The organism is Luteibacter sp. 3190, from assembly GCF_031456385.1.
In the GTDB taxonomy this organism is placed as follows: Bacteria; Pseudomonadota; Gammaproteobacteria; order Xanthomonadales; family Rhodanobacteraceae; genus Luteibacter.
The window spans coordinates 1,820,066-1,842,835 of record NZ_JAVDUO010000001.1 but is presented as its reverse complement, the minus strand read 5'-3'; the positions used below and the strand labels follow the sequence as shown (position 1 = coordinate 1,842,835).

The 22,770-nt window shown below is 68.4% G+C and carries 23 protein-coding genes; 15 read left to right on the top strand and 8 right to left on the bottom strand.

Annotation, left to right across the window (positions count from 1 at the left end):
- Positions 1–134 precede the first annotated feature (134 nt).
- The 3 genes from J2X58_RS08340 (at position 135) to radA (ending at position 3,764) form a co-directional block, all read left to right on the top strand.
- Complete coding sequence (locus J2X58_RS08340) at positions 135–1,064, top strand: CsgG/HfaB family protein (RefSeq protein WP_254779005.1); 930 nt, start codon at positions 135–137, stop codon at positions 1,062–1,064.
- Positions 1,065–1,215: 151 nt separating this feature from the next.
- A complete protein-coding gene (gene alr / locus J2X58_RS08335) occupies positions 1,216–2,304 on the top strand; it encodes an alanine racemase (RefSeq protein WP_310047517.1) in 1,089 nt (362 codons plus the stop codon).
- A 68-nt stretch (positions 2,305–2,372) separates the two neighbouring features.
- Positions 2,373–3,764, top strand: a complete 1,392-nt coding sequence (gene radA, locus J2X58_RS08330) for a DNA repair protein RadA (protein ID WP_090052523.1) — start codon at positions 2,373–2,375, stop codon at positions 3,762–3,764.
- Positions 3,765–4,029: 265 nt separating this feature from the next.
- On the opposite strand, the gene ccsA is transcribed toward radA, so the two are convergent.
- Complete coding sequence (gene ccsA / locus J2X58_RS08325) at positions 4,030–4,827, bottom strand: cytochrome c biogenesis protein CcsA (protein WP_090052525.1); 798 nt, start codon at positions 4,825–4,827, stop codon at positions 4,030–4,032.
- A 113-nt stretch (positions 4,828–4,940) separates the two neighbouring features.
- Here ccsA and ffh point away from each other — a divergent pair, with 113 nt between their 5' ends.
- The 5 genes from ffh (at position 4,941) to rplS (ending at position 8,433) form a co-directional block, all read left to right on the top strand.
- On the top strand, positions 4,941–6,320 hold the full coding sequence (gene ffh, locus J2X58_RS08320; RefSeq protein ID WP_090052526.1) for a signal recognition particle protein: 1,380 nt from the start codon (positions 4,941–4,943) through the stop codon (positions 6,318–6,320).
- A gap of 132 nt (positions 6,321–6,452) precedes the next feature.
- Complete coding sequence (rpsP, locus tag J2X58_RS08315; protein ID WP_029213716.1) at positions 6,453–6,704, top strand: 30S ribosomal protein S16; 252 nt, start codon at positions 6,453–6,455, stop codon at positions 6,702–6,704.
- Complete coding sequence (rimM, locus tag J2X58_RS08310; protein WP_090176079.1) at positions 6,704–7,219, top strand: ribosome maturation factor RimM; 516 nt, start codon at positions 6,704–6,706, stop codon at positions 7,217–7,219. The genes rpsP and rimM overlap by 1 nt, the downstream gene beginning before the upstream one ends.
- Before the next feature lie 20 nt (positions 7,220–7,239).
- Positions 7,240–7,983 (top strand): tRNA (guanosine(37)-N1)-methyltransferase TrmD, encoded by a 744-nt coding sequence (gene trmD, locus J2X58_RS08305; RefSeq protein WP_090052531.1) that lies wholly within the window; start codon positions 7,240–7,242, stop codon positions 7,981–7,983.
- Between the two features lie 48 nt (positions 7,984–8,031).
- The gene (gene rplS / locus J2X58_RS08300; RefSeq protein ID WP_090052532.1) at positions 8,032–8,433 is read left to right on the top strand and encodes a 50S ribosomal protein L19; all 402 of its coding nucleotides are present in this window, start codon (positions 8,032–8,034) and stop codon (positions 8,431–8,433) included.
- Positions 8,434–8,560: 127 nt separating this feature from the next.
- Here rplS and J2X58_RS08295 read toward each other — a convergent pair whose 3' ends face one another.
- Both J2X58_RS08295 and epmB read right to left on the bottom strand, forming a co-directional pair.
- Positions 8,561–10,627, bottom strand: a complete 2,067-nt coding sequence (locus tag J2X58_RS08295) for an EAL domain-containing protein (RefSeq protein ID WP_310047514.1) — start codon at positions 10,625–10,627, stop codon at positions 8,561–8,563.
- Positions 10,628–10,727: 100 nt separating this feature from the next.
- Positions 10,728–11,753: an EF-P beta-lysylation protein EpmB gene (epmB, locus tag J2X58_RS08290; RefSeq protein WP_310047512.1), complete on the bottom strand. Its 1,026-nt coding sequence runs from the start codon at positions 11,751–11,753 to the stop codon at positions 10,728–10,730.
- A gap of 87 nt (positions 11,754–11,840) precedes the next feature.
- On the opposite strand from epmB, the gene efp reads away from it, so the two are divergent.
- The 6 genes from efp (at position 11,841) to folE2 (ending at position 17,114) form a co-directional block, all read left to right on the top strand.
- Entirely contained in the window at positions 11,841–12,422 is a 582-nt protein-coding gene (efp, locus tag J2X58_RS08285; protein WP_090052535.1) for an elongation factor P, read from the top strand.
- Between the two features lie 93 nt (positions 12,423–12,515).
- A complete protein-coding gene (locus tag J2X58_RS08280; RefSeq protein ID WP_310047509.1) occupies positions 12,516–13,853 on the top strand; it encodes a TRZ/ATZ family hydrolase in 1,338 nt (445 codons plus the stop codon).
- 23 nt (positions 13,854–13,876) lie between these two features.
- On the top strand, positions 13,877–14,581 hold the full coding sequence (gene ubiG / locus J2X58_RS08275) for a bifunctional 2-polyprenyl-6-hydroxyphenol methylase/3-demethylubiquinol 3-O-methyltransferase UbiG (protein ID WP_310047916.1): 705 nt from the start codon (positions 13,877–13,879) through the stop codon (positions 14,579–14,581).
- Positions 14,578–15,258: a phosphoglycolate phosphatase gene (gene gph, locus J2X58_RS08270; protein WP_310047507.1), complete on the top strand. Its 681-nt coding sequence runs from the start codon at positions 14,578–14,580 to the stop codon at positions 15,256–15,258. The genes ubiG and gph overlap by 4 nt, the downstream gene beginning before the upstream one ends.
- Positions 15,255–16,091 carry a squalene/phytoene synthase family protein gene (locus J2X58_RS08265; RefSeq protein ID WP_310047504.1) on the top strand — a complete coding sequence of 279 codons (837 nt, stop codon included), beginning with the start codon at positions 15,255–15,257 and terminating at the stop codon, positions 16,089–16,091. Before gph ends, J2X58_RS08265 begins: the two co-directional genes overlap by 4 nt.
- A 96-nt stretch (positions 16,092–16,187) precedes the next feature.
- A complete protein-coding gene (gene folE2 / locus J2X58_RS08260) occupies positions 16,188–17,114 on the top strand; it encodes a GTP cyclohydrolase FolE2 (RefSeq protein WP_090052545.1) in 927 nt (308 codons plus the stop codon).
- A 108-nt stretch (positions 17,115–17,222) separates the two neighbouring features.
- On the opposite strand, the gene J2X58_RS08255 is transcribed toward folE2, so the two are convergent.
- From J2X58_RS08255 to yidD, 3 genes are read right to left on the bottom strand one after another with little or no spacing between them, the layout of a single operon-like run.
- Positions 17,223–18,014: a M23 family metallopeptidase gene (locus J2X58_RS08255; RefSeq protein ID WP_310047501.1), complete on the bottom strand. Its 792-nt coding sequence runs from the start codon at positions 18,012–18,014 to the stop codon at positions 17,223–17,225.
- Positions 18,011–19,351, bottom strand: coding sequence for a dihydroorotase (locus J2X58_RS08250; RefSeq protein ID WP_090052548.1), 1,341 nt, complete (start codon positions 19,349–19,351; stop codon positions 18,011–18,013). The genes J2X58_RS08255 and J2X58_RS08250 overlap by 4 nt, the downstream gene beginning before the upstream one ends.
- Positions 19,344–19,550 carry a membrane protein insertion efficiency factor YidD gene (gene yidD, locus J2X58_RS08245; RefSeq protein ID WP_254779219.1) on the bottom strand — a complete coding sequence of 69 codons (207 nt, stop codon included), beginning with the start codon at positions 19,548–19,550 and terminating at the stop codon, positions 19,344–19,346. Before yidD ends, J2X58_RS08250 begins: the two co-directional genes overlap by 8 nt.
- A gap of 766 nt (positions 19,551–20,316) precedes the next feature.
- Here yidD and dksA point away from each other — a divergent pair.
- Positions 20,317–20,805, top strand: coding sequence for an RNA polymerase-binding protein DksA (gene dksA / locus J2X58_RS08240; protein ID WP_090052550.1), 489 nt, complete (start codon positions 20,317–20,319; stop codon positions 20,803–20,805).
- Positions 20,806–20,934: 129 nt separating this feature from the next.
- On the opposite strand, the gene J2X58_RS08235 is transcribed toward dksA, so the two are convergent.
- Both J2X58_RS08235 and cysS read right to left on the bottom strand, forming a co-directional pair.
- Complete coding sequence (locus J2X58_RS08235) at positions 20,935–21,369, bottom strand: SufE family protein (protein WP_310047500.1); 435 nt, start codon at positions 21,367–21,369, stop codon at positions 20,935–20,937.
- Positions 21,366–22,745, bottom strand: coding sequence for a cysteine--tRNA ligase (gene cysS / locus J2X58_RS08230; protein ID WP_310047499.1), 1,380 nt, complete (start codon positions 22,743–22,745; stop codon positions 21,366–21,368). Before cysS ends, J2X58_RS08235 begins: the two co-directional genes overlap by 4 nt.
- Between the last annotated feature and the right edge of the window lie 25 nt (positions 22,746–22,770).

Below are 22,770 nucleotides of genomic sequence, written 5' to 3'. Positions count from 1 at the left end.
TTTTTCAGATCGCGGCGTTCGTCGTGGAAAGTCCGTCGTCCCGCATTCCGATCCGGGCGGGCCGATGGTTGCATACCCGCCGGATCACAAAGGGGCTGGATGATATGGAAGGCACGAGAACTCGGCGCATGGCCATGGTAGCGATCGCCGCGATGGCGACGGCCGTACCCGCCGCACAGGCACAGATCAAGAGCGCGCAGACGTTGCGCAACGAGAAGATGACCGAGATCCCGGTCTGTGCCAAGCCGCTGGGCACGCTCGCGGTGCAGGAGCCCGACGGCGGACAGAGCTGGTGGACAGCGCAGCAACTCCCGGCGCCGTCCAAGCTCATCAAGGTGTTCGTCAACAAGTCGCACTGCTTCACTCTCGTCGATCGTGGCGCGGGCCTGGATTCGGCGATGCGCGAGCGTGAGCTGGGTGCCAATGGCGAATTGCGCGTGAGTTCCAACGTCGGCAAGGGGCAGCTCAAGGCGGCGGATTACGTCATGGTGCCCGACCTGATCTCGAGCAACTCGGATTCGAGTGGTGGCGGTGTAGGCGGCTTGCTGAGCGGCCTCATGGGCAGCAAGGCGGGGCGCATCGCGAGCAATGTGAGCTTCCGCTCCAAGACCGCGGATGTGGTGCTCACCATTACCGATGTCCGGTCGAGCGAACAGGTCGCGATGGCGCAGGGTCAGGCCAAGAAAACGGATCTGGGTATCAACGGTTCGGGCGCCCTCTTCGGCGATTCCGGCGTGGGTGCCGCGGGCGTGGGTGGCTACGCGAACACCGAAATGGGCCAGGTGATCACCATGGCGTACCTTCAGGCCTATTCGGATCTGGTACACGAGCTCGGCGGCCTCAACGGCAACGCGTCCGCGAGTAACGCCCAGCAAGCCGTCACGATGGCGAAGCCGGGGCGACTGCTGGCGAACGCGCAAGGCACCGGTGCGGCCGTGAGGACGCTCGATCCGGGCATGATGCTTTATCCCACGGGTGCCAAAGAAGGCATGATGTGGGAAGTGCAGGACGAACTGGGTAACAAGGGTTGGGTTTCTTCGACGCTGATCCAGTTGGCTCATTGAGTCCAGGCGCGGATCGGAGCGTCTGCTGGCGCCCGATCCGCGGCGGCCGCCTCCCGGGCCGCCGCGTTTTGTCATGCGGTGGCCCCGTGGTCGCCTGACGTAAGCGGCTAAACTGGTGGGCCTGCCAGCCAGCGTCCCGCACTTCGAGCCCATGAGCCGCACCACCGTCGCCACCATCCATCTCGGTGCCCTGCGCCACAACCTCGCCCGCGTTCGCACGCTCGCGGAGGGCGCCCGGGTGATGGCGGTGGTCAAGGCGGATGCCTACGGACACGGGCTGGAGCGGGTCGCACGCGCGCTCGACGGCGAGGCCGAGGCGTTCGCCGTGGCGGCGATCGCCGATGGTCTGCGCCTGCGCGCGGCGGGGCACCGCCAGCGCATCGTGGTGCTCTCGGGTCCGGATACCGCCTCCGACATCGCCGAAATGCAACGGCTGCGGCTGGAAGCGTTGATCCACCACGACGCCCAGCTGCCGTGGCTGGCGAAGGCGGACCCGGCGCGCGGCGCGCTTCGCGTATGGATCAAGGTGGACACCGGCATGCACCGCCTGGGCTTCGACCCGGCACGCGCGAGGGACGTGCATGCGGCCCTCCGCGCCATGCCCGCGATCGATGCCGAGATCGGCCTGATGACGCATTTCGCCTCGTCGGAAGAGTTCGGCGGCAAGGAGACCGCGCTGCAGATCCTGCGTTTCAGGGAAGGGACGGCGGGGCTCCCTGGACCGCGCGCGATGTCCAATTCGGCCGCCGTGCTCGGCTGGCCCGACGCCCGTGGCGACTGGGTCCGCACCGGCGGGCTGCTCTACGGGCTGTCGGTGGTGGAAGGGCGCTCGGGCGCCGACTTCGGATTCCGGGCGGCCATGACCCTGTCCACGCGGCTCGTCGCGATCAATCGCCTCGCGAAGGGCGAGCGCGTCGGCTACAACGGTACCTACGAGTGCCCCGAGGACATGAACGTCGGCGTCGCGGCCATCGGCTACGGCGACGGTTACCCGCGCAGCGCCGCGCCGGGCACACCGCTTCTCGTCAACGGCCGCCGCGCGTCGCTCGTCGGCCGTGTCTCGATGGATCTCATCACGATCGACCTGCGCGCCGTTCCCGATGCGCGTCCGGGCGATCGCGTGACGCTCTGGGGCGAGGGCCTGCCCGTCGAAACGGTCGCCGCCGCCGCGGGCACGATCTCGTACGACCTGACCTGCGGCATGACCCGTCGCGTACTCTTCGTCGAAGACGAGTCCTGAAGGCCGTATCGTCTCCTGCGACGCCTTCGCGATACAAAGACGCATCACTTTCCGGAATCCACGCATCGATGGCCAAGGCCAAGACAGCTTACGTCTGCACGCAGTGCGGCGCCGAACACAGCAAGTGGCAGGGCCAGTGCGCCGAATGCAACGAATGGAACGTGCTTTCCGAGTTCGTGGTGCAGCCGGCCAAGCCCAACGCCGTGGCGACCGGCGCGCGCCGCGGCGGCTATGCCGGCGAGGCGGCAGGCGCGCCGCGCATCACGCCGCTCACCGAGGTGCTGCTGACGGCGGAGGCGCGCACGAACACGGGCATCGGCGAACTCGACCGCGTGCTCGGCGGTGGCCTGGTCGACGGCTCGGTGGTGCTCATCGGCGGCGATCCGGGCATCGGCAAATCGACGCTGCTGCTGCAGATGCTCGGCACGCTCGGCGCGACCCTGCCCAGCCTCTACGTCACCGGCGAAGAGTCGCTCGGCCAGGTGGCACAGCGCGCGCAGCGCCTCGATCTGCCGCTCGGGCCGCTGCACGCGCTGGCCGAAACCTGCATCGAGCGGATCCTCGAGCAGGCGGCGTCCGCGCGGCCCCGCGTGCTCGTCATCGACTCGATCCAGACGATCTGGACCGAGATGCTGACCGCGGCACCGGGTTCCGTCAGCCAGGTACGCGAATCGGCGGCGAAACTCACGCGTTTCGCGAAGGAGACCGGCACGTCCGTCTTCCTCGTCGGCCACGTCACCAAGGAGGGCGGCATCGCCGGTCCGCGCGTGCTCGAGCACATGGTCGACGCCGTGCTGTATTTCGAAGGCGAATCCGGCAGCCGCTTCCGCGTGCTGCGCGCGTTCAAGAACCGCTTTGGCGCGGTGAACGAGCTGGGCGTCTTCGCGATGTCCGAAAAGGGACTTCGCGAAGTGCCGAACCCGTCGGCGATCTTCCTCTCGGCGCATGCGGGCCCCACGCCGGGCAGCGCGGTGATGGTGACGCGCGAAGGCACCCGTCCGTTACTGGTGGAGGTCCAGGCGCTGGTCGACCAGTCGTCGCTGGGCAACCCGCGCCGCGTGGTGCTGGGCCTCGAGCAGAATCGCCTCGCCATGCTGCTCGCGGTACTGCACCGGCACGGTGGCGTGGCGGCCTACGACCAGGACGTCTTCGTCAACGTCGTCGGCGGCATCCGCGTGCAGGAAACCGCGTCCGACGTTCCCGTGCTCATGGCCGTGCTCTCGAGCCTCCGCGATCGGCCGTTGCCGGAGAAGACGATCGCGTTCGGCGAGGTCGGCCTCTCGGGCGAGATCCGCCCGGTGCCCAACGGTGAGGAGCGCCTCAAGGAGGCCGCGACGCACGGTTTCCGCCGCGCCGTGGTACCGGCGGCGAACGCGCCGAAGCGCGGCCGCGTCGGCGACATGGAAGTGATCGGCGTGGAACGGCTGGGGCAGGCGATCGACGCCAGTCGCGACGCGTAGGAAGCGCTCCGCGTCAGGTAGGAGCGGACCTGGCCGCGACGGCTCCTCGCGACACGCCGCAGGACCTGTCACCCGGTCGCGAAAGGCTGTCGCGGCCAGGTCCGCTCGCACAAGAGCTGTCGCGGCCAGGTCCGCTCCCACAAGAGCCATCGCGGCCAGGTCCGCTCCAACGAGAGCCATCGCGGCCAGGTCCGCTCCAACGAGAGCCATCGCGGCCAGGTCCGCTCCAACGAGAGCTGTCGCGGCCAGGCCGGAGGGTGGCGCTTCAGGGCGTGCGGTGAAGGATCAGTTCCAGTACCGCCTTGGTGCCGAAGAACGCCAGCAGCAGGATGCCCATGCCCACGAGCGTGAGGTACACCGCACGGATGCCGCGCCAACCGTGTCGCCAGCGGCCCCAGAGCAGCACGCCGAACACGATCCACGCGATGATCGAGAGCACGGTCTTGTGCACGAGGTGCTGGCCGAACAGGTCGCCCACGAACAGGGCGCCGGTGACGAGCGTGAGGGTCAGCAGCACGAAGCCCACGGCGATCAGCCGGAACAGCAGCACCTCGGTGAGGGTCAGCGGGGGCAGGGCGCGCAGCCAGTGACCGAAGCGGCTGCGTCGCAGCGCGCGCTCCTGGATAGCGAGCAGGATGGCAAGCGCCGCGGCGATCGAGAGGATGCCGAACGCGAACACCGCGATCGTCACGTGCATCTCGATTTGCCAGCTCATCGATTCGGGCGCCGTGCGCGGCGCCAGGAAGGCGTCGATCGCGACGAGGGCCGCCGACAGCGGAAAGATGAGTATTCCCAGCCCGGCGACGGGGCGCGACAGGTTGACCACGAGGGTCAGCGCCGAGGCGATCCAGGCGACGAGCGAGAGCGCCGCGAAGAAGTGCAGGTCGAGGGTGCCCCGATGGGCGGTCAGCAGCACGGCGGCGTGCGCCAGCGCGGCCCCCGTGGCGAGCGTCATGCCGACGCGCGCGAGCGGCTGCCCGCCCGTCGCCAGCGGCCGGGCGAGCACGCCGGCGGCGGACAGGTAGAGCGCGATGGCGGCCAGGGTGAGCGCGGTGACGATCATGGACGCGCAGTGTGGCATAGCGGGTCGCGACCGTGAATGCGACACGATGGCATTCGCCGTGCCCGCTATCCAGCTATAATCCGGAATTCACCGCATCTCATGCCGAATTCCCCATGTTCGAATCGCTCAGCCAACGCCTTTCCGACACCGTCAACCGCCTGCGTGGTCGCGGCCGGCTGACCGAGGAAAACATCCGCGAAACCCTGCGCGAGGTGCGTATCGCCCTGCTGGAGGCCGACGTGGCCCTGCCGGTGGTGAAAGCCCTCGTCGAGCGCGTGAAGGTCCGCGCCGTCGGCCAGGAAGTGCTGAAGAGCCTTTCGCCGGGCCAGGCGCTGGTCAAGGTCGTCAGCGACGAGCTGACCGCGCTGATGGGCGCGGCGAACACCGAGCTCAATCTCGCGGCCCAGCCGCCGGCGATCGTGCTCATGGCCGGCCTGCAGGGCGCGGGCAAGACCACCACGGTCGCGAAGCTCGCGCGCTTCCTCAAGGAGCGCAAGAAGAAGCGCGTGATGGTGGTCAGCTGCGACGTGTACCGTCCCGCCGCCATCGAGCAGCTGCGCACGCTCGCCGGCCAGGTCGACGTGTCGTTCTTCCCGTCGGAAGCCGGGCAGGATCCGGTCGAGATCGCGAAGGCCGCCGTGGTCGCCGCTCGCCGCGAGGTGATCGACGTGCTGCTGGTCGACACGGCGGGCCGCCTGCACGTCGACGACGCGATGATGACCGAGATCAAGGCGCTGCACGGCGCGCTCGATCCGATCGAGACCCTGTTCGTCGTCGATTCCATGACGGGCCAGGACGCCGCCAACGTCGCCAAGGCGTTCTCGGAAGCCCTGCCGCTCACCGGCGTGGTGCTGACCAAGACGGACGGCGACGCCCGCGGTGGCGCGGCGCTCTCGGTGCGCTACGTCACCGGCCGCCCGATCAAGTTCCTCGGCGCCGGCGAGAAGACCGACGCCCTCGAGCCGTTCCATCCGGATCGCGTGGCCCAGCGCATCCTCGGCATGGGCGACGTCCTGTCGCTGGTCGAGGAAGTCGAGCGCAAGGTCGATCAGGAAAAGGCCCAGAAGCTGGCCGAGAAGGTCATCAAGGGCAAGCGCTTCGATCTCAACGACATGCGCGACCAGCTCGAGCAGATGAGCAACATGGGCGGTCTCGCGGGGCTGATGGACAAGCTGCCGGGCATGTCGAGCATCCCGGACAGCGTCAAGTCGAAGGTCAACGACAACGAGCTCAAGCGCATGGTCGCGATCATCGGCTCGATGACCAAGAAGGAGCGTCGCCATCCCGACCTCCTCAACGGATCGCGCAAGGCCCGCGTGGCGCGCGGTTCCGGCACGCAGCCGGCGGATGTGAACCGCCTGCTGAAGCAGTTCATGCAGATGGAGAAGATGATGTCCAAGCTGTCCAAGGGCGGCAGCAAGGGCCTTCTCCGTCAGATGCGGGGCGCCATGAAGGGCATGGGCGGCATGGGCGGGATGATGCCGCCGCGCTGACGCGGCCCGATGAGTCGGGAAGGGGCTGATACCCCTTCCATTTTTCTAAACTTTCGCTAAAATGTCCGGCTTTACCGCGCCCGCTTCTCGCGCGCGCCTTGCCGGTCTGCGGCATTCTGGAGCTCGTAACTTATGGTCAAGATTCGTCTTTCGCGCGGTGGCGCCAAGGGCCGTCCGTTTTATCACGTCGTCGTTACCGACCAGCGCAGCCCGCGCGACGGTCGTAACATCGAGCGCGTCGGCTACTACAACCCGGTCGCTTCGGGCGCTGACAAGCGTCTCGAGCTCGACGTCGCCAAGGTCCAGGCCTGGGTCGCGAAGGGTGCCCAGCTGACCGACAAGGTCCGCGCCCTCGTGAAGGAAGCCGGCAAGCTGGCTGCTTGATGTCGACGGAGTCCGGTAAACGCGTCCGGGTCGGGCGCATTGTCGGACTCCATGGCGTGCAGGGTCAGGTCAAGCTCGAAAGCTGGACCGAGCCCCGCATCCAGATCTTCCGCTACCAGCCATGGCTGCTCACCGCGCCGGGCGTGCAGCGGGAAATGAACGGAGTCCGCGGGCGCGCGCAGGGTAAGGGCATCGTCGCCACCCTGCCGGGCATCGAGGACCGCGACCAGGCCGCTGCGCTCGTCGGCTGCGAGATCACGGTCTCGCGTGACGTGCTGCCGCCGCCCGCGCCAGGCGAGTTCTACTGGACCGATCTCGAGGGCCTCGAGGTCGTCACCACGGAGAACATCGGCCTGGGTCGGGTAAGTCATCTTTTCGCCACCGGTGCCAACGACGTCATGGTGGCGAAGGACGGCGACAAGGAGCGCCTGATCCCGTTCATCCAGGGCCCCTACGTGCATTCGGTCGATCTGGTCGCCGGGCGCATCGTGGTGGACTGGGACCCCGAGTTCTGATCGACGAAGCCTGGACGGTCATGCGCATCGACGTGGTTTCGTTGTTTCCCGATTTCGTCCGCCAGTCGGCCGCGATCGGGGTGGTCGGAAGGGCGCAGCAGCGCGAACTGTTGCAGGTGGAAGCCTGGAACCCTCGCGACTACGCCACCGACAATTATCGCACCGTGGACGGCAGGCCCTTCGGGGGCGGACCGGGCATGGTGATGCTGATCGATCCCCTGCGAGCCACGCTCGCCGCGGTTCGGGCGGCGGCACCGGAACCGGTGCATGTGATTTACCTCAGCCCGCAAGGTGCGCGGCTGACGCAGAAACGGGTGGAAGCGCTGGCGAAGATGCCGCGAATCGCCCTGATCTGCGGACGTTACGAGGGTGTGGACGAACGCCTGATCGAGCACGAGGTCGACGAAGAGCTTTCAATCGGCGATTATGTGCTGTCTGGCGGGGAACTCGGCGCAGCGGTGGTCATCGATGCGGTGGGTCGTCTACAGGAAGGCGCGTTGAACGACGTGCAGTCCGCCCAGCAGGACTCCTTCTCGGATGGCCTGCTGGATTGCCCGCATTACACCCGTCCCGTGCAGCACGATGTATGGGGTGGCGTGCCGGAGGTCCTGCTTTCCGGCGATCACGCGGCCATTCGCCGCTGGCGTCGCAAGCAGTCGCTGGGTCGTACCTGGCTGCGCCGGCCGGATCTGCTAACGCAGCGTGCGCTCGACGATGAGTCGAGAGCATTGCTGGATGAATTCCGCCGTGAGTTTCACGGTTAAACGGTGCGGCCGATATCGACCGCCGTAATAAAAATTGACAGGTGCGCCATGAACAAACTCCTCCAACAGTTCGAAGCCGAGCAGATCACCCGCCAGCTGCCGGATTTCGGTCCTGGCGACACCGTGATCGTCAACGTCAAGGTGAAGGAAGGTAACCGCGAGCGCGTCCAGGCGTTCGAAGGTGTCGTCATCGCCAAGCGCAGCCGCGGCCTGCACTCCGCCTTCACCGTGCGCAAGATCTCGCACGGCACGGGCGTCGAGCGCGTGTTCCAGTCGCACAGCCGTGCGATCGACTCGGTCGAAGTGAAGCGTAAGGGCAAGGTCCGCGGCGCGAAGCTGTACTACCTGCGTGGCCTCGAAGGCAAGGCTGCCCGCATCAAGGAAGACGTCGCCGCCGCCGCTGCCGCCAAGGTCGCGAAGAAGGCTGCCGCCGCTGCCGCCGCCGAGTAATCGGTCGCCGCAAGGTCACGAAAAAGCCCGCGAGCGATCGCGGGCTTTTTTGTTTTCGCCGTCGTTGGAGCGCACCTGGGCGCGAATGGGTGCTTGCCGCAAGCACCCATCGCGCCCAGGTGCGCCCCTACACCGGCATGTATTCCTCGGCCAGCACCTTCGCGGGTTCCTGCAGGAAGTTGCCCTGGATGAAGTCGACGCCGGCCGCGAAGAGCAGCGAGGTACTCACGGCGTCCTCGACCCATTCGGCGACCGTCTGCTTGCCCGACGCGTGGCCTTCCTTGCAGATCTCGGCGATCCGTTTCTGGTTCTCCGGATGCTGCGGCAGGTCGGTCATGAAGCTGCGGTCGATCTTCAGGAAGTCGGCCTCGACGTGGTTGAGCATCTGGAACGAGTTGAGGCCCGATCCGAACTGCTCGATCGCGAAGCCGCCACCCGCCTTGCGCCAGCCCGCGACGAATTCCTGCGTGGGGCGCAGGCTCGTGAGCACCTTCGACTCCGGCATCTCGATGACCAGCCTGCTGCGGCGGAGCTTCGCCGACTCGAGCCGGCGGACGAGCCAGGGCAGCAGCTCGGGGTCTTCGAGCGATTGCAGCGTCATCTTCACGAAGTAGGTCGTGGTCAGGCCGTCGTTCTCGCGGTGGGCGAGGGCGTCGATCGCATGGCCCAGCACCCAGCGGTCGATCGCGGGTAGCAGGCCGTTGCGTTCCGCCACCGGAAAGAAATACGACGGCAGCACGTCGCCCTTCGGGCCGCGCATGCGGACGAGGATCTCGTAGAACTCGCCCGCGGCGTCCTGCAGGCTGATGATCTGCTGGTGGTAGAGACGCAGGCCGTCCTGCGCCAGCGCCTCGCGCACGAGGTCGAGCCAGTACTGCTCGCGCTCGGCGTCGGCTTTCTCGCGGGCGCTCGGGTCGTGCAGTTCCACCCGGTTGCCGCCCTGGTTCTGCGCCGCGCGCAGGCAGGCGCTGGCCTGGTCGAGTACGGCTTCCGTATTGGCGTTCTTCTCGGCGATCAGGGTGCCGCCGATCGTGATCGTGACGGTGAGCGAGCGCGAACCGGCATCGAAGATGGTTTCCGCGATGGTGGTGCGGAGACGCTCCGTGAGCGCCGCGTGCTCGAGGTCGCCGCGCGGGGAGAGGATCAGGCCCAGGGTGTGGTCGCCGAGCACGCCGGCGACGTCCTCGTCGGGGTCGATCGATTCCGTGACCTTGGCGGCGAGGGCCGCGAGCAGGTGGTCGGCGTTGCCGATGCCCGCGCTGGCCACGATCTCCTTCCAGTTGTCCGGTTCCACCAGCAGGACGGCCTGGCCGGCGCGACCGGCCGCCGCCGCAGCGACCGCTTCATCGATGCACTCGAGCGTGCGCGAACGGTTGTAGAGGCCGGTGACGGGGTCGCGCTGGAGTTGCGCGACAAGCGCCGCATCGACCATCTGCTGCCGGAAGACGATCTGCAGGCAGGCCTCGCCCTCGAAGGTCGCATGCGCGAATTCGACCGACGCCTTGAACGTGCCGCCATCGTCGCGCCGCGCGAGCAGCTCCATCGGCGGCGGGATCCTGTCGCCCTTGGACAGGCCGCGCAGCGTGTTCTTGAAGTCGTCCGCATGCGTGCCGGCGACGAGGTCCAGGATCGGCAGGCCGATGATGTCGTCGAACTCGGCGAAGCCGAACGCTTCGAGGTACGCCTGGTTCACACGGACGTGCATGCCTTCGTGCACGTAGGCGATGGCGTCGCGCGACGAGTCGAGCAGGGCGTCGCAACGGCGCTCCGTCTCGCGCAGCGCGGTTTCCAGCCGGCGTACCTGGCGCCGCGTGGAGAGCGCTTCGAATTCACGCTGGACGACGGCGAGCACCTGGTCCGAGCGCTTGCGCAGGGCAACGCCGCGTGCCCCCGCGGCGAAGAGGTCGGCGATGGTGTCGTCGTCCAGGCTGTCGACCACCGCGATCATCGCGAGGTCGCGGCCGCTCGCGTCGAGCTGGCGCATGGTGGTCGCCGTGTCGATGCCCGGCACGCCGGGATTCATCAGCACGAGGTCGGGAATGCTCTCGTCGAGCGCCGCCTGGATGTCGTCGGGCGTGGTCGCCCGCGCGGGGCGGACGGCGATGCCGCCGTTCCGCAAGACATTGATCAAAAGCTCGGCGTCTTCAACCGAGTTTTCGATGAAGAGAATCCTGATGACGTTGTCGTGTTTCATGCCGTTCCGAATTGCCGCTTGCCCATCCCGCGAACCGGCTTGCCGGCCCGCTCCCCCCAGCGCGGTCCGGTCGGATCATGCTGACCGGAAGGTCACCATACTAACGCGCGAAATCGGCAATAGGGCGCTTCGACGGGTCGCCAGGCAGTTCGCGGACCAGCCGGGGCACGAGGTAGCCGGGCAGGCGGGCACGCAGGGCGTCGACGAGCCAGACCGCCCGGTCGTCGTCCACTTCGAAATGGGCCGCGCCCTGCACGCGGTCCAGCTGGTGCAGGTAATACGGCAGGACGCCGGCCGCGAACGATCGCTCGCACAACGCGGCGAGGGTCTTCACCTCGTCGTTGATCCCGCGCAGCAGGACCGCCTGGTTGAGCACCGTGGCGCCCGCCCCGCGCAGGCGGGCACAGGCGGCGTCGACCGCCGCGTCGAATTCGTTGGCGTGGTTGGCATGCAGCACGACCACCTTCTGCAGCGGAATCGCCGCGAGCCAGTCCGTGAAGGCGTCGTCGACGCGCTCGGGAAGCACGACGGGCAGGCGCGTGTGGATGCGCAGCCGGATGACGTGGGGCAGTTCCGCGAGGCCGCGGGTCAGTTCCTCGAGCTTGTGGGTCGCCAGCGAAAGGGGATCGCCACCGGACAGGATGAGCTCGCGGATCGAGGTGTCCTCGCGAACGCGCGCGAGCGCCTCCCGCCATTGGCCCGCCGCCGCGATTTCCTCGCCGTAGGGAAAATGACGGCGGAAGCAGTAACGGCAGTTGACGGCGCAGCTGCCGCTCGCGATGAGCAGGGCGCGGCCGTCGTACTTGTGCAGGATCCCATGGCCGGCCTTCGACGCCATGTCGCCGACGGCGTCGGTCGAGTAGCCCGGGGCGGCATCGTGCTCGGCGCGGCGCGGCAGCACCTGCAGCAGCAGCGGATCGCTCGGGTCGCCGTGGCGCATGCGCGCCGCGAAGCCGCGCGGCACGCGCAGCGGAAAGCCGGCGTCGTCCGGCGGAAGCAGGTCGGCGCGGTCGGCGAGACCGACGGCCGCGAGCAGGGCGGCGGCGTCCGTGAACGATTCCCGCCAGAGCTCGCGCCAGTCCCGGACGGGCGGCGATAGGCGGGAAGTGGGGCTTGCGGTTATCATTGGCGGCCTTGGATCGGGCCCGCGGGCCCGTGACGACCCCATTTTAGCCGCCCAGCGGGGCGGATTTAACTCTGGAGCAGAAAGCGCATGGCGACCCTTGGCCTCAATGACGTCAAAACGGGCAAGAAGATCCTTCACAACGGCGATCCCTGGGTCATCACCGAGGCCGACTTCATCAAGCCGGGCAAGGGCCAGGCGTTCACGCGCATCCGCGTGCGCAACCTGAAGGACGGCCGCACCACCGAGCTGACGCTCAAGTCCAGCGATTCGTACGAAGAGGCCAACGCGGTCGACACCGACGCCACCTTCTCGTACATCGAAGGCACGGGCAACGATCGCGAGTGGGTCTTCATGCACTCGGAAACCTTCGAGCAGTACCGCGCCAACCTGGCCGCCATGGGCGACGCCTGGAAGTGGCTCAAGGGCGACGAGGAGTGCCAGATCACGCTCTTCAACGAAACGCAGATCATCGCGGTGCAGGCGCCGAAGTTCGTCGAGCTGAAGATCGTCGAGACCGATCCGGGCGTCCGTGGCGACACCTCGGGCGGCGGCGGCAAGCCGGCCACGCTCGAGACCGGTGCCGTCGTGCGCGTGCCGCTCTTCGTGAACCAGGACGAAGTGATCAAGGTCGATACCCGCACGGGCGAGTACGACAGCCGCGTCAAGTAAGGTTCCGCACGTTCGACCGACAGGAGCGGCACGGCAGCCCAAGGCGCCGTGCCGTTCTTGTATGAGGCTCCCGACTTCCCCACCGAGGCCCCCATGAGCGAAAGCCCCACCCCGATCGATCTCCTCGTCGAAGCCCGATGGGTCGTCCCCGTCGAGCCGCACGCCGTCGTGCTCGACGACCACGCGGTCGCCGTGCGCGATGGGCAGATCGTGGCCGTGCTGCCGATCGCCGAGGCGCGCACCGCGTTCGCGCCGCGCGAGCGCGTCGAGCTGACCGAGCACGCGGTGATTCCCGGCCTCGTCAACGCGCATACGCACAATCCGATGACGCTGCTGCGCGGACTCGCCGACGACCTGCCGCTGATGACCTGGCTGCAGGAGCACATCTGGCCCGCCGAAGGCCGCGTGATGGGGCCGGACTTCATCCGCGACGGCGTGGAACTCGCCGTGGCCGAGATGATCCGCGGCGGCACCACCTGCGCCAACGAGAACTACTTCTTCCCTGACGTCATCGCGGCCACGTATCGTTCGATGGGTTTCCGCGCCGTCATCGGCCTGCCGGTGATCGACTTCCCGACCGCCTGGGCGAAGACGTCCGACGAATACTTCGACCGCGCGCTCGAGGTCCACGCGTCGCTGCGCGGCGAGTCGCTTCTGACCACCGCGTTCGTGCCGCATGCGCCGTACACGGTGTCCGACGACAACTTCGTGCGCATCCGCGATCTCGCCGCCGAACTCGACATTCCCATCCACCTGCACACGCACGAAACCGCGCAGGAAGTGGAGGAGGCCGTGGCCAAGGACGGCATCCGTCCGTTCGCGCGCCTGCAGAAGCTGGGGCTCGTCAACGAGCGCCTCGTCGCGGTTCACATGACCCAGCTGACCGACGACGAGATCGCCGCGTGCGCGGCGGCCGGCGCGTCGGTGGCGCATTGCCCGGAATCGAACCTCAAGCTCGCCTCGGGCTTCTGTCCCGCGGAAGAGCTGCGCGCCGCGGGCGTCAACGTCTGCATCGGCACCGACGGCTGCGCGTCGAACAACGACCTCGACATGTTCGGCGAAATGCGTACCGCGGCGCTGCTCGCCAAGGCCGTGGCCGGCGACGCGGCCGCCTTCGACGCCGCCTACGCGCTGCGTGCCGCCACGCTCAACGGCGCGAAGGCGATCGGTCTGGGCGACCGCATCGGCTCGATCGAGCCGGGCAAGCGCGCCGACTTCGTCGCCGTGCGTCTGGACGCGCTGGAAACCCAGCCCCTGTACCACGTCGCCTCGCAGCTGGTGTACGCCACCGGGCGGCACCAGGTCAGCGACGTCTGGATCGACGGCGTGCGCAAGCTGTCCGCGGGCGAGCTCGTGGGCATCGACAGCGCGGCGATCCGCGCCAAAGCCCGCGCGTGGCGCGAACGCATCGCGGCGGCGGATCCGGCATGAACGAACCGATGGAGTCCCCAACCATGCAGAACGCCAACGTCAGCGCGGAAGAGATCGCGCGCTTCGAAAAACTCGCCGCGCGCTGGTGGGACCCGGACGGTGAATCCCGGCCGCTGCACGATCTCAATCCCGTGCGTGCGGCCTACGTCGGGGGCCGCGTCGAGCTGCGCGGGGCGAAGGTCGCCGACATCGGCTGCGGCGGCGGTCTGCTCAGCGAGGCGCTGGCGCGCGCCGGTGCGAAGGTCACCGCGATCGACCTGGGCGAGAAGCTGATCCAGATCGCGAAGCTGCATCTGTTCGAATCGAATCTCCAGGTCGACTACCGCGTGCAGTCCTCCACCGAGCTCGCCGAGGCCGAGCCGGCGTCGTTCGACGCCGTCTGCTGCATGGAAATGATCGAGCACGTGCCCGACCCGCTGGCGATCGTGCGCGACCTCGCGGCGATGGTGAAGCCCGGCGGGCAGGTGTTCCTCTCGACCCTCAACCGCACGCCGGCGGCGTTCGGCGCGGCGATCGTCGGCGCGGAGTACCTCATGCGCCTGCTGCCGCGTGGCACGCACCACTACGCGCAGTTCCTCAAGCCGTCCGAGCTGGCCGCGATGCTGCGTCGCTTCGGGCTGGAGATCGAGGACATCCAGGGCCTCGCGTACAACCCGATCACGCGCAATGCGAGCCTTTCCCGGAACACTTCCGTGAACTACGTGCTCGCGGCGAGGAAGGTGGGATGAACCCGCTGCCGTTCAAGCCCGACGGGGTGTTCTTCGACCTCGACGGCACGCTGCTCGACAGCGCGCGCGATCTCTATGCCGCGCTGACCGTGCTGTGCGCGGAGCAGGGCGTCGACGCGCCGCCGTTCGAGCGCGTGCGCGAGGTCGTTTCGCGCGGTTCGCGCGCGATGCTCGGCGTAGCGTTCCCCGCGGCCGACGAGGACGCGATTCTGGCCCTCGTGCCGCGTTTCCTCGAAGTCTACGAAGCGGACATGGCGAGCCACACCACGGCGTTCGACGGCGTGGAGGCCATGCTGGCCGGGCTCGACGCGGCCGGCGTCCGCTGGGGGATCGTGACGAACAAGCCGGGCTTCCTCACCGACGCGCTCCTACCGCGCGCGGTGCGGCACTGGAAGCCGGCGGCCGTCGTGTCGGGCGATACGTTGCCCGTCCGCAAGCCCGATCCTGCACCGGTGCTGCACGCCTGCGCGACCGCGGGCTGCGACCCGGCGCGCTCCGTCTTCGTCGGCGACGACCGTCGCGACGTGCTCGCCGGCAACGCGGCGGGCCTGTACACGGTGGCCGTGCGCTGGGGGTACCTCGACGGCGGCGATCCCGATACCTGGGGTGCCGATGTCGTCGTGGACGGCGTCGCGGATCTCGCCGCGCTGCTCGGCCTGAAGGAGGTCGCGGCATGAGCGACGGCGCCACGCAGAACTTCGTCGACAAGTGGTTGGCCGTACAGCCGCAGCAGCGGATCGCGCTCGGTTTCGTGGACGAGGCCTCGCGCGACGAACGCGTCGCGCTGGCGGCGCTCGAACAGGAGCTGATCTCGTCCGCCTACGGCATCCGCGAGCCACAGGTGGCCGCCGCGAAGCTGCAGTGGTGGGCCGAGGAACTTTCGGGCGCCGCAGCCAGCGGCGGTCGCCATCCGCTCACCAAGGCCCTGTTCGCGAGTCCGCGCGCGAAGCAGGTGCCGTCCGCGCTGTGGGTCGCTCCCGTGCTCGCGGCGATGGCGCAACTGGAGCAGGGCACCTCGTCGGACTTCGCCGCGCAGGTCGCCGCGTCGCGCGGATTGCACGGGGCGCTCGCGGCGCTGGAGAACGCCTGGTGGTTCGGTGTCGACGCGCCGGTGGAATCCGCCGCGCGCGTGGCCACGCTGGCGCACCTCGTCTTCGCGCTGTCGCGGCTCGAGCTCGACGCCGAGCGCGAGCGACTCCCCCTGCCGATGTCGCGACTGGCGCGGCATGGCCTGTCCCGCGGGCAGCTCAAGGCCGACTCGCCGGCGCGCCGCGACGCGATCCGCGCGCAGCTCGCCGAGCTGGCGCAAGGTCTGCGCGAGGCGCTCGCGCTGGCGGAACCCTTGAGTACCTTCCGGGGTGTTGAAGGACGCACGGCGCTCGCCACCGCGAAGTCCGCCTCCCGCGCCGCCGAGCCGTTCGCCGAACTGCACCGGCGCCAGGCGCGCACGGGTCCCGCCACGGCGATCCGCGCCTGGCTCGCCGCCCGGCACGCCGGCCGGTTCGGCTGAACGGATCGTTTCCACGGCGAGCCATTGAGCCAATCAACGCGACCCCCATCTCGGTCACCGTAAGCCGGCCGACGGCTCGTCCCAAGGATCTTCCCCATGTACATCCACGATTCCCCCACCCGCCTGCTGCCCGATGTCGCCTCGCAGGAACACGCCCTGGCCATCGGCACGCTCGACTGGGTGGGCATGGACGGCATGGAAATGCCCGTCGCGTTCGATGCCGGTGACGGCGACGTCCGCTCGACGGGCGCCCGCGTCGGTGCGTTCGTGAACCTCACCAAGCCGGAAGCGCGCGGCATCCACATGTCGCGCCTGTACCTGCTGGTCTCGGACGCCCTCTCGGCGGGACCGCTGACGGTCGCGGGCGTGCGCGGTCTGCTGGAATCGTTCCTGTCGTCGCATGAAGGCCTGTCAGACCATGCGCGCATCACCATCGGTTTCGAGCACCTGGTGCGCCGCAAGTCGCTGCGGAGCGACAACAGCGGATGGCGCGCCTACCCGATCACCATCGACGCCACCCTGAGTGGGTCGGAGTTCTGCCTGCAGATCACCACCGACGTCGTCTATTCGTCCACGTGTCCGGCGTCGGCCGCGCTGTCGCGCCAGCTGATCCAGGACAACTTCGCGAAAACCTTCGCCGCCGACCAGCCGCTCGACCGCGAGACGATCCTCGCCTGGCTCGGCACGGAGCAGGGCATCGTCGCCACGCCGCACGCGCAACGCAGCACGGCGACGATCCGCGTCAAGCCGACGGGCGAGGGCGTGTTCAACCTGATCGGCATGATCGACAACGTCGAGAACGCGCTCGGTACGCCGGTGCAGACCGCCGTGAAGCGTGCCGACGAGCAGGCCTTCGCGCTGGCCAACGGCCAGAACCTGATGTTCTGCGAAGACGCCGCCCGTCGCATCCAGAAAGCCCTCTCGGACGACGGCAACATCGCCGACTTCCACCTTCGCGTGGCGCACCACGAAAGCCTGCATCCGCACGACGCGGTGGCGTTCGCTTCGAAGGTGCAGCGCTAAAGCGAACCGCAGGACCGTAGGAGCGCGCCCTGCGCGCGACATCTTTTCGCGAGGAGCTCAGGCTCTGCAGCTCACGGCTCTCAAGGATGTCGCGCGCAGGGCGCGCTCCTACCGGATCCCCGGCAACAGCAGGGGATCGAGCCTCACCCCGAACCAGTTGAAGCCCCAGTGCACGTGCGGTCCCGTCGCGCGGCCCGTCTTGCCGGCCGCACCGATCACCTCGCCCTGGCTGACGCGCTGACCGACCTTCACGTCGATCCGTGAAAGATGCAGGAAGTTCGACGACAGGCCGAACCCGTGATCGAGCAGCACGGTGCCACCGGTCAGGTAGAGGTCGGGGTTCGCGAAGGTGATCACGCCCGCCGCGGGCGCCTTCACCGGCGTGCCTTCCGGTACCGCGATGTCCATGCCCGAATGCGGCGCCTTCGGATCGCCGTTGTAGATCCGCTGGTTGCCGAAGCGGCCGCTGATCCGCCCCGTCACCGGCCAGACGAAGCCTTTCGCGAAGTCCTCGCGGTCGTCGTCGCGGTTGCGCGCGGCGACCACCGACGCCTGCTCGCGTTCGATGCGAGCCGCGATGGCCGGGGGCGGATTGACCGTCTTCGGCGGCACGCCTTCCACGCGTTCGATCGGCCAGTCGCGAGGCGTGACGGCCACGCTCCGCGTCGTTTTGCCGAGCGTCACGGCCACCGGACCCTGCTCGTCGCGGCCCACGCCGAAGACGAAGACGCCGTCGTCGCCGACGTGCACCGGCTTGCCGGCGACGGCCACCTTCGTGCCGGGCGCCACGTGGCCGATCACCAGCGCGCCTTGCGAGACGGTGGCGGGAAGGTCGGGCACGGCGGCGAGCGCCGTGCCAGCCATCGCCGCCGCGGCGAGCGCCGCTACGATTCTTCTCATCGATCGAAGGTCAGGCGCTGGCCGCGAACGTTTCCGTCCACCGTCTTGCCGTCGAAAACGCGCTGTCCGTTGACGAACGTCGACGCGATGCTGCTGCTGAAGGTGTAACCCTCGAACGGCGACCAGCCGCACTTGGACAGCACCTCTTCGCGCGTCACGGTGTGCGGCTTGTTCGGATCGACGAGCACGAGATCCGCGGCATAGCCTTCCCGGAGGAAGCCGCGGTTCTCGACGTTGAAGAGCTTCGCCGGGTTGTGGCAGACCGTCTCCACGATGCGCTCCAGGGTGAGCCTGCCCTCGGTCACGCGCTGCAGGGCGGCCTGCAGGGCGAACTGCACGAGCGGCAGGCCGGAGGGAGCCTTGTCGTACTTCTGCTCCTTTTCCTCCAGCAGGTGCGGGGCATGGTCCGTGGCGAGCACGTCGAGCCGGCCCTCGGCCAGCGCCTTCGTGATGGCCTCGCGATCGGCTTCCTCCTTGATCGCGGGATTGCACTTGATGAGGAAGCCCTTCTCGTCGTAATCGGCCTTGCCGCCGAAATGGAGGAAGTGCACGCAGGTCTCGGCCGTGATGCGCTTGCCCTCGATCGGGCCCGGCTCGAACAGCGCGAGCTCGTCGGCGGTCGAGATGTGCAGCACGTGCAGGCGGGTGTCGTGCTTCTTCGCGAGCGAGATCGCGAGACGCGTCGACTTGATGCAGGCCTCGCGCGAGCGGATGTTCGGGTGCTCCCACGCCGGGATGTCCTCGCCGTACTTCTCGTGGGCCTTCGCGAGGTTCGCGTCGATCATCGGGGTGTCTTCGCAGTGCGTGATGATCGGCACCGGCGTGTCGCGGAAGATGCCGTCGAGCGTCTCCGGGTTGTCCACCAGCATGTTGCCGGTGGACGCACCCATGAACACCTTCACGCCCGGGGCCGCCTTCGGATCGAGCGCCCGGATCGCCTCGAGGTTGTCGTTGCTGGCACCCATGTAGAACGCGTAATTGACCACGGACGAACCGGCCGCGATGTCGTACTTGTTCTCGAGCGATTCGCGGTCGAGCGCGGGCGGCTTCGTGTTGGGCATCTCCATGAAGCTGGTGATGCCGCCGGCGGCGCAGGCGCGGGATTCGTGCGCGATGTCGGCCTTCTGGGTGAGACCCGGCTCGCGGAAGTGCACCTGGTCGTCGATCATGCCGGGAAGCAGCCACAGGCCCGTGGCGTCGATCACCTGCTCGTCACGTTCCTTTTCCAGATTCTGCGCGATGGTCGCGATTTTTCCGTCACGGACGCGGAGGTCGGCGACGAACCGCTTGCCCTCGTTGACGAGTTCGGCGTTCTTGATGAGCCAGGCATCAGTCATGGGTATGTGCTCCTTGGGCGCCGCAGCGGCGCAGGACGAAGTGATCGGGAACGGGATCGTGGCCGCCGGCGCACATCGGCTGGCACCGCAACAGGCGCCAGGCGCCGAGGGTGCCGCCGCGCAACGGACCGAAGCGCGCTATGGCAACGCGTGCATAATCGGAACAGGATGGGTGGAAGCGGCAGCGGGCTCCCAGCATCGGGCTGAGCCACCGCTTGTAGAAGGACAACAGGAATAGGAGGAGGCGGGTCACTGTGGGTCCGGTGTCGACCGGCGTAGGCCAATGCACAGTATCCCAGAAGATAGGTTGCTGGGGTAACGCATCTGGGCTATAACACCCCGCCGCCACGGCTACCGAGGTGAAGGATATGGCGAAAAACGCTCGTAGTTCCGCAGCCGCCAAAGGCGCCGCCAAGAAGGGCGGGGCAGGCGACGTGAAGAAGACAGGGAAAGTCGTGGCCGGGGCGAAGGCGACGAAGGCGCCGGCGAAGACCGCCGTGCGCGCCGCGGCGAAACCCGCCACGAAGAGCGCCGCGAAGCCGGTTGCCAAGAAGGCGGCCGCGCCCGCGAAGAAGGCCGCTGCCGCGCCGGCGACGAAGGCCGCCGCGAAGAAGCCGGTCGCGAAGGCGGCGCCCGCGAAGGCGGCTCCGGTGAAGAAGGCCACCGCCGCGAAGAAGGAAGCGCCGCGGGCCACCAGCAAGACCACGGCGAAGCCGGCGCCGGCCAAGGCCGCACCGGTCGCCACGACCAAGGCGGCACCCGCGAAGTCCGCCAGCAAGACACCCGCGGCCCCGAAGGCCGCACCCGCCCCGGCGCCGAAGCCGGCGGCCAAGACCGCCGCGGCGGCCGTACCCGCGCCCGACACGGGTCGCAAGGCATCGGCCGTTGCCGCCACACCGCCCCGGACGGCGTCCGCGGTGGGTGGCGAATCCTCATCCAGAACCGAGAAGTCCGCGCAAGCCAGCATGAACAGCACTGCCCCCAATTCCGCCGACAACGGCATCACGCGCGAAGACGGCCGCTACGCGCTGCCCGCTTCCACCATCATCGACCTGCCGAAGGGCTATCGCCCGAACGACGACGAGGAGTACATGAATCCTCGCCAGCTCGCCTACTTCCGCAACAAGCTGAAGGATTGGCGCGAGCAGCTCGTCGAGGAGTCGCGCCAGACGATGGACAACCTCCGCGAGGAAGTCCGCGACGTGGGCGACGAAGCCGAGCGCGCCACCCGCGAGACGGAAAACTCTCTCGAACTGCGCACCCGCGACCGCTACCGCAAGCTGATCTCCAAGATCGACAAGGCGCTGCGCCGCATCGAGGAAGGCCGCTACGGCTTCTGCGAGGAGACCGATGAGGAAATCGGCGTGGACCGTCTCGACGCGCGTCCGATCGCCACGCTCTCGCTCGATGCGCAGGAGCGCCGCGAGCACCTGCAGAAGCAGATGGGCGACTGACGCCTTTCCGGCTTCGCCATGAAGAGCCCCGCATCGCGGGGCTTTTTTTTAACTGCCGTGAGCCGGACGGGAGCCGACCGCATCGGCGATTCCGCGGCGGCGGGCCGCCGGAGCGATAGAGCGAACCCGTCAGTGCCCCAGAGCCTCCGCCGCGTACGCTTTCAGCCTCGCCAGCATCGCTGCCAGCCCGTTCGACCGCGTCGGCGACAGATGCTTGGCCAGCCCGATCTGCTGGATGAAATCCGGCGGCGTGTCGACGATCTCCTGCGCCGACCGATCGGAGTACACCCGCAGGACCAGCGCGATGAGGCCTGAAACGATCGCCGAATCGCTCGCGGCATCGAAGTGCATCTTCGATGCGTCGCCCGAGGGGATCAGCCACACCATCGACTGGCAGCCGTGGACGCGGTTCTCTTCGGTCTTGCGATCGTCCGGGAAGGGCGGCAGCTGCCGGCCGAGGTCGATCAGGTACTGGTAGCGCTCCGTCCAGTCGCCGAAAAAGGCGAACTCCTCGGCGATGGCGGCCTGGGCGTCGAGGGCGGTGGGTTCGAGAGGCGTGCTCATGCCTTCACCACGCTCCAGCGGGTGCCCTGCGCGCCGTCCTCGATCGCGATGCCCAGCTCCTTGAGCTGGTCGCGGATGGCGTCCGAACGGGCGAAGTCCTTCGCCGCGCGGGCCGCGCGGCGCTCCTCGAGGAGCGCCTCGATGGCGGAGGCGTCGATCTCCTCGCCGGTATTGCCCTGCCGGAACCAGGCTTCCGGTTCCTGCTGAAGCAGGCCCAGCAGCGCGCCGCCGCCAATCAGCGCGGCCTTGGCGGCCGCGCGCTCGTCGCCCGTGGCGCGACGGGCCGCATCGGCGAGCTGCGAGAGCTCCGCCAGCGCCTGGGGCGTGTTCAGGTCGTCGCACAGCGCGGCCTCGACCGCCGCCGGCACGACGGGATCGCCCGCGACGACGTTGGCCATGTCGCGCAGCACGCCGTACCAGCCGTCGAGCGTGCGCACGGACTGCGTCATCGCCGCGTCCGACCAGTCCAGCGGCTGGCGGTAATGGCCGCGCAGCAGCATCAGGCGCAGGGCCTCGCCGGGGTGCTTGCCGAGCAGCTCGTGCAGCTGGAGCACGTTGCCGAGCGACTTCGACATCTTGCGGCCGTCGAAGGTCAGCATGCCGTTGTGCAGCCAGAAGCGGGCGAACGTCTTGCCGCCGTGGGCGCACATGCTCTGGGCGATCTCGTTCTCGTGGTGCGGGAACGTCAGGTCGACACCACCGGCGTGGATGTCGATGGTGTCGCCGAGGTGGGCCTCGCTCATGGCGGAGCACTCGATGTGCCAGCCGGGCCGGCCACGGCCCCACGGGCTGTCCCAGCCGGGCAGGGTGTCGTCGGACGGCTTCCAGAGCACGAAGTCGCCCGGGCTCTTCTTGTAGGGGGCGACCTCCACGCGCGCGCCGGCGAGGAGCTCGTCGGGATCGCGGCCCGACAGCGCGCCGTAAGCGGGGAAGGACTCGACGTGGAACAGCACGTGCCCTTCGGCCTCGTACGCGTGCCCGGTGGCGATCAGGCGCTCGATCATCGCCACGATCTGGGGAATGTGATCCGTTGCGTGCGGCTCGACGTCCGGGGGCGCCACGCCGAGGCGGGCGGTGTCCTCACGGTACGCCTGGGCGAAGCGCTCGGTGATCTGGGCGATGGGCACGCCCGCGGCGGCGGCCGCCTTGTTGATCTTGTCGTCGACGTCCGTGATGTTGCGGGCGTAGACCACGTGCGGGAAATGCCGGCGCAGCAGCTTCACCAGGACGTCGAACACGACCGGAGGCCGCGCGTTGCCGATGTGGATGTAGTTGTAGACGGTCGGTCCACAGACGTACATCGTCACCCGCTGCGGATCCAGGGGGGCGAACGCCTCCGTGCGGCGCGAAAGGGTGTTGTAGAGCGAGATCGGCATCGAGGTTCCGTGGGGGCAGCGCGCT

Bases quoted from the DNA above. Each gene is read 5' to 3' on its own strand.
- efp (WP_090052535.1), top strand. From the start codon at position 11,841: ATGGCGACCCTTGGCCTCAATGACGTCAAAACGGGCAAGAAGATCCTT.
- ubiG (WP_310047916.1), top strand. From the start codon at position 13,877: ATGCAGAACGCCAACGTCAGCGCGGAAGAGATCGCGCGCTTCGAAAAA.
- rpsP (WP_029213716.1), top strand. From the start codon at position 6,453: ATGGTCAAGATTCGTCTTTCGCGCGGTGGCGCCAAGGGCCGTCCGTTT.
- gph (WP_310047507.1), top strand. From the start codon at position 14,578: ATGAACCCGCTGCCGTTCAAGCCCGACGGGGTGTTCTTCGACCTCGAC.
- J2X58_RS08280 (WP_310047509.1), top strand. From the start codon at position 12,516: ATGAGCGAAAGCCCCACCCCGATCGATCTCCTCGTCGAAGCCCGATGG.
- J2X58_RS08340 (WP_254779005.1), top strand. From the start codon at position 135: ATGGTAGCGATCGCCGCGATGGCGACGGCCGTACCCGCCGCACAGGCA.
- cysS (WP_310047499.1), bottom strand. From the start codon at position 22,745: ATGCCGATCTCGCTCTACAACACCCTTTCGCGCCGCACGGAGGCGTTC.
- J2X58_RS08295 (WP_310047514.1), bottom strand. From the start codon at position 10,627: ATGAAACACGACAACGTCATCAGGATTCTCTTCATCGAAAACTCGGTT.
- alr (WP_310047517.1), top strand. From the start codon at position 1,216: ATGAGCCGCACCACCGTCGCCACCATCCATCTCGGTGCCCTGCGCCAC.
- J2X58_RS08265 (WP_310047504.1), top strand. From the start codon at position 15,255: ATGAGCGACGGCGCCACGCAGAACTTCGTCGACAAGTGGTTGGCCGTA.
- rimM (WP_090176079.1), top strand. From the start codon at position 6,704: ATGTCGACGGAGTCCGGTAAACGCGTCCGGGTCGGGCGCATTGTCGGA.
- folE2 (WP_090052545.1), top strand. From the start codon at position 16,188: ATGTACATCCACGATTCCCCCACCCGCCTGCTGCCCGATGTCGCCTCG.
- ccsA (WP_090052525.1), bottom strand. From the start codon at position 4,827: ATGATCGTCACCGCGCTCACCCTGGCCGCCATCGCGCTCTACCTGTCC.
- rplS (WP_090052532.1), top strand. From the start codon at position 8,032: ATGAACAAACTCCTCCAACAGTTCGAAGCCGAGCAGATCACCCGCCAG.
- epmB (WP_310047512.1), bottom strand. From the start codon at position 11,753: ATGATAACCGCAAGCCCCACTTCCCGCCTATCGCCGCCCGTCCGGGAC.
- J2X58_RS08250 (WP_090052548.1), bottom strand. From the start codon at position 19,351: ATGACTGATGCCTGGCTCATCAAGAACGCCGAACTCGTCAACGAGGGC.
- J2X58_RS08255 (WP_310047501.1), bottom strand. From the start codon at position 18,014: ATGAGAAGAATCGTAGCGGCGCTCGCCGCGGCGGCGATGGCTGGCACG.
- J2X58_RS08235 (WP_310047500.1), bottom strand. From the start codon at position 21,369: ATGAGCACGCCTCTCGAACCCACCGCCCTCGACGCCCAGGCCGCCATC.
- ffh (WP_090052526.1), top strand. From the start codon at position 4,941: ATGTTCGAATCGCTCAGCCAACGCCTTTCCGACACCGTCAACCGCCTG.
- yidD (WP_254779219.1), bottom strand. From the start codon at position 19,550: ATGCTGGGAGCCCGCTGCCGCTTCCACCCATCCTGTTCCGATTATGCA.
- radA (WP_090052523.1), top strand. From the start codon at position 2,373: ATGGCCAAGGCCAAGACAGCTTACGTCTGCACGCAGTGCGGCGCCGAA.
- dksA (WP_090052550.1), top strand. From the start codon at position 20,317: ATGAACAGCACTGCCCCCAATTCCGCCGACAACGGCATCACGCGCGAA.
- trmD (WP_090052531.1), top strand. From the start codon at position 7,240: ATGCGCATCGACGTGGTTTCGTTGTTTCCCGATTTCGTCCGCCAGTCG.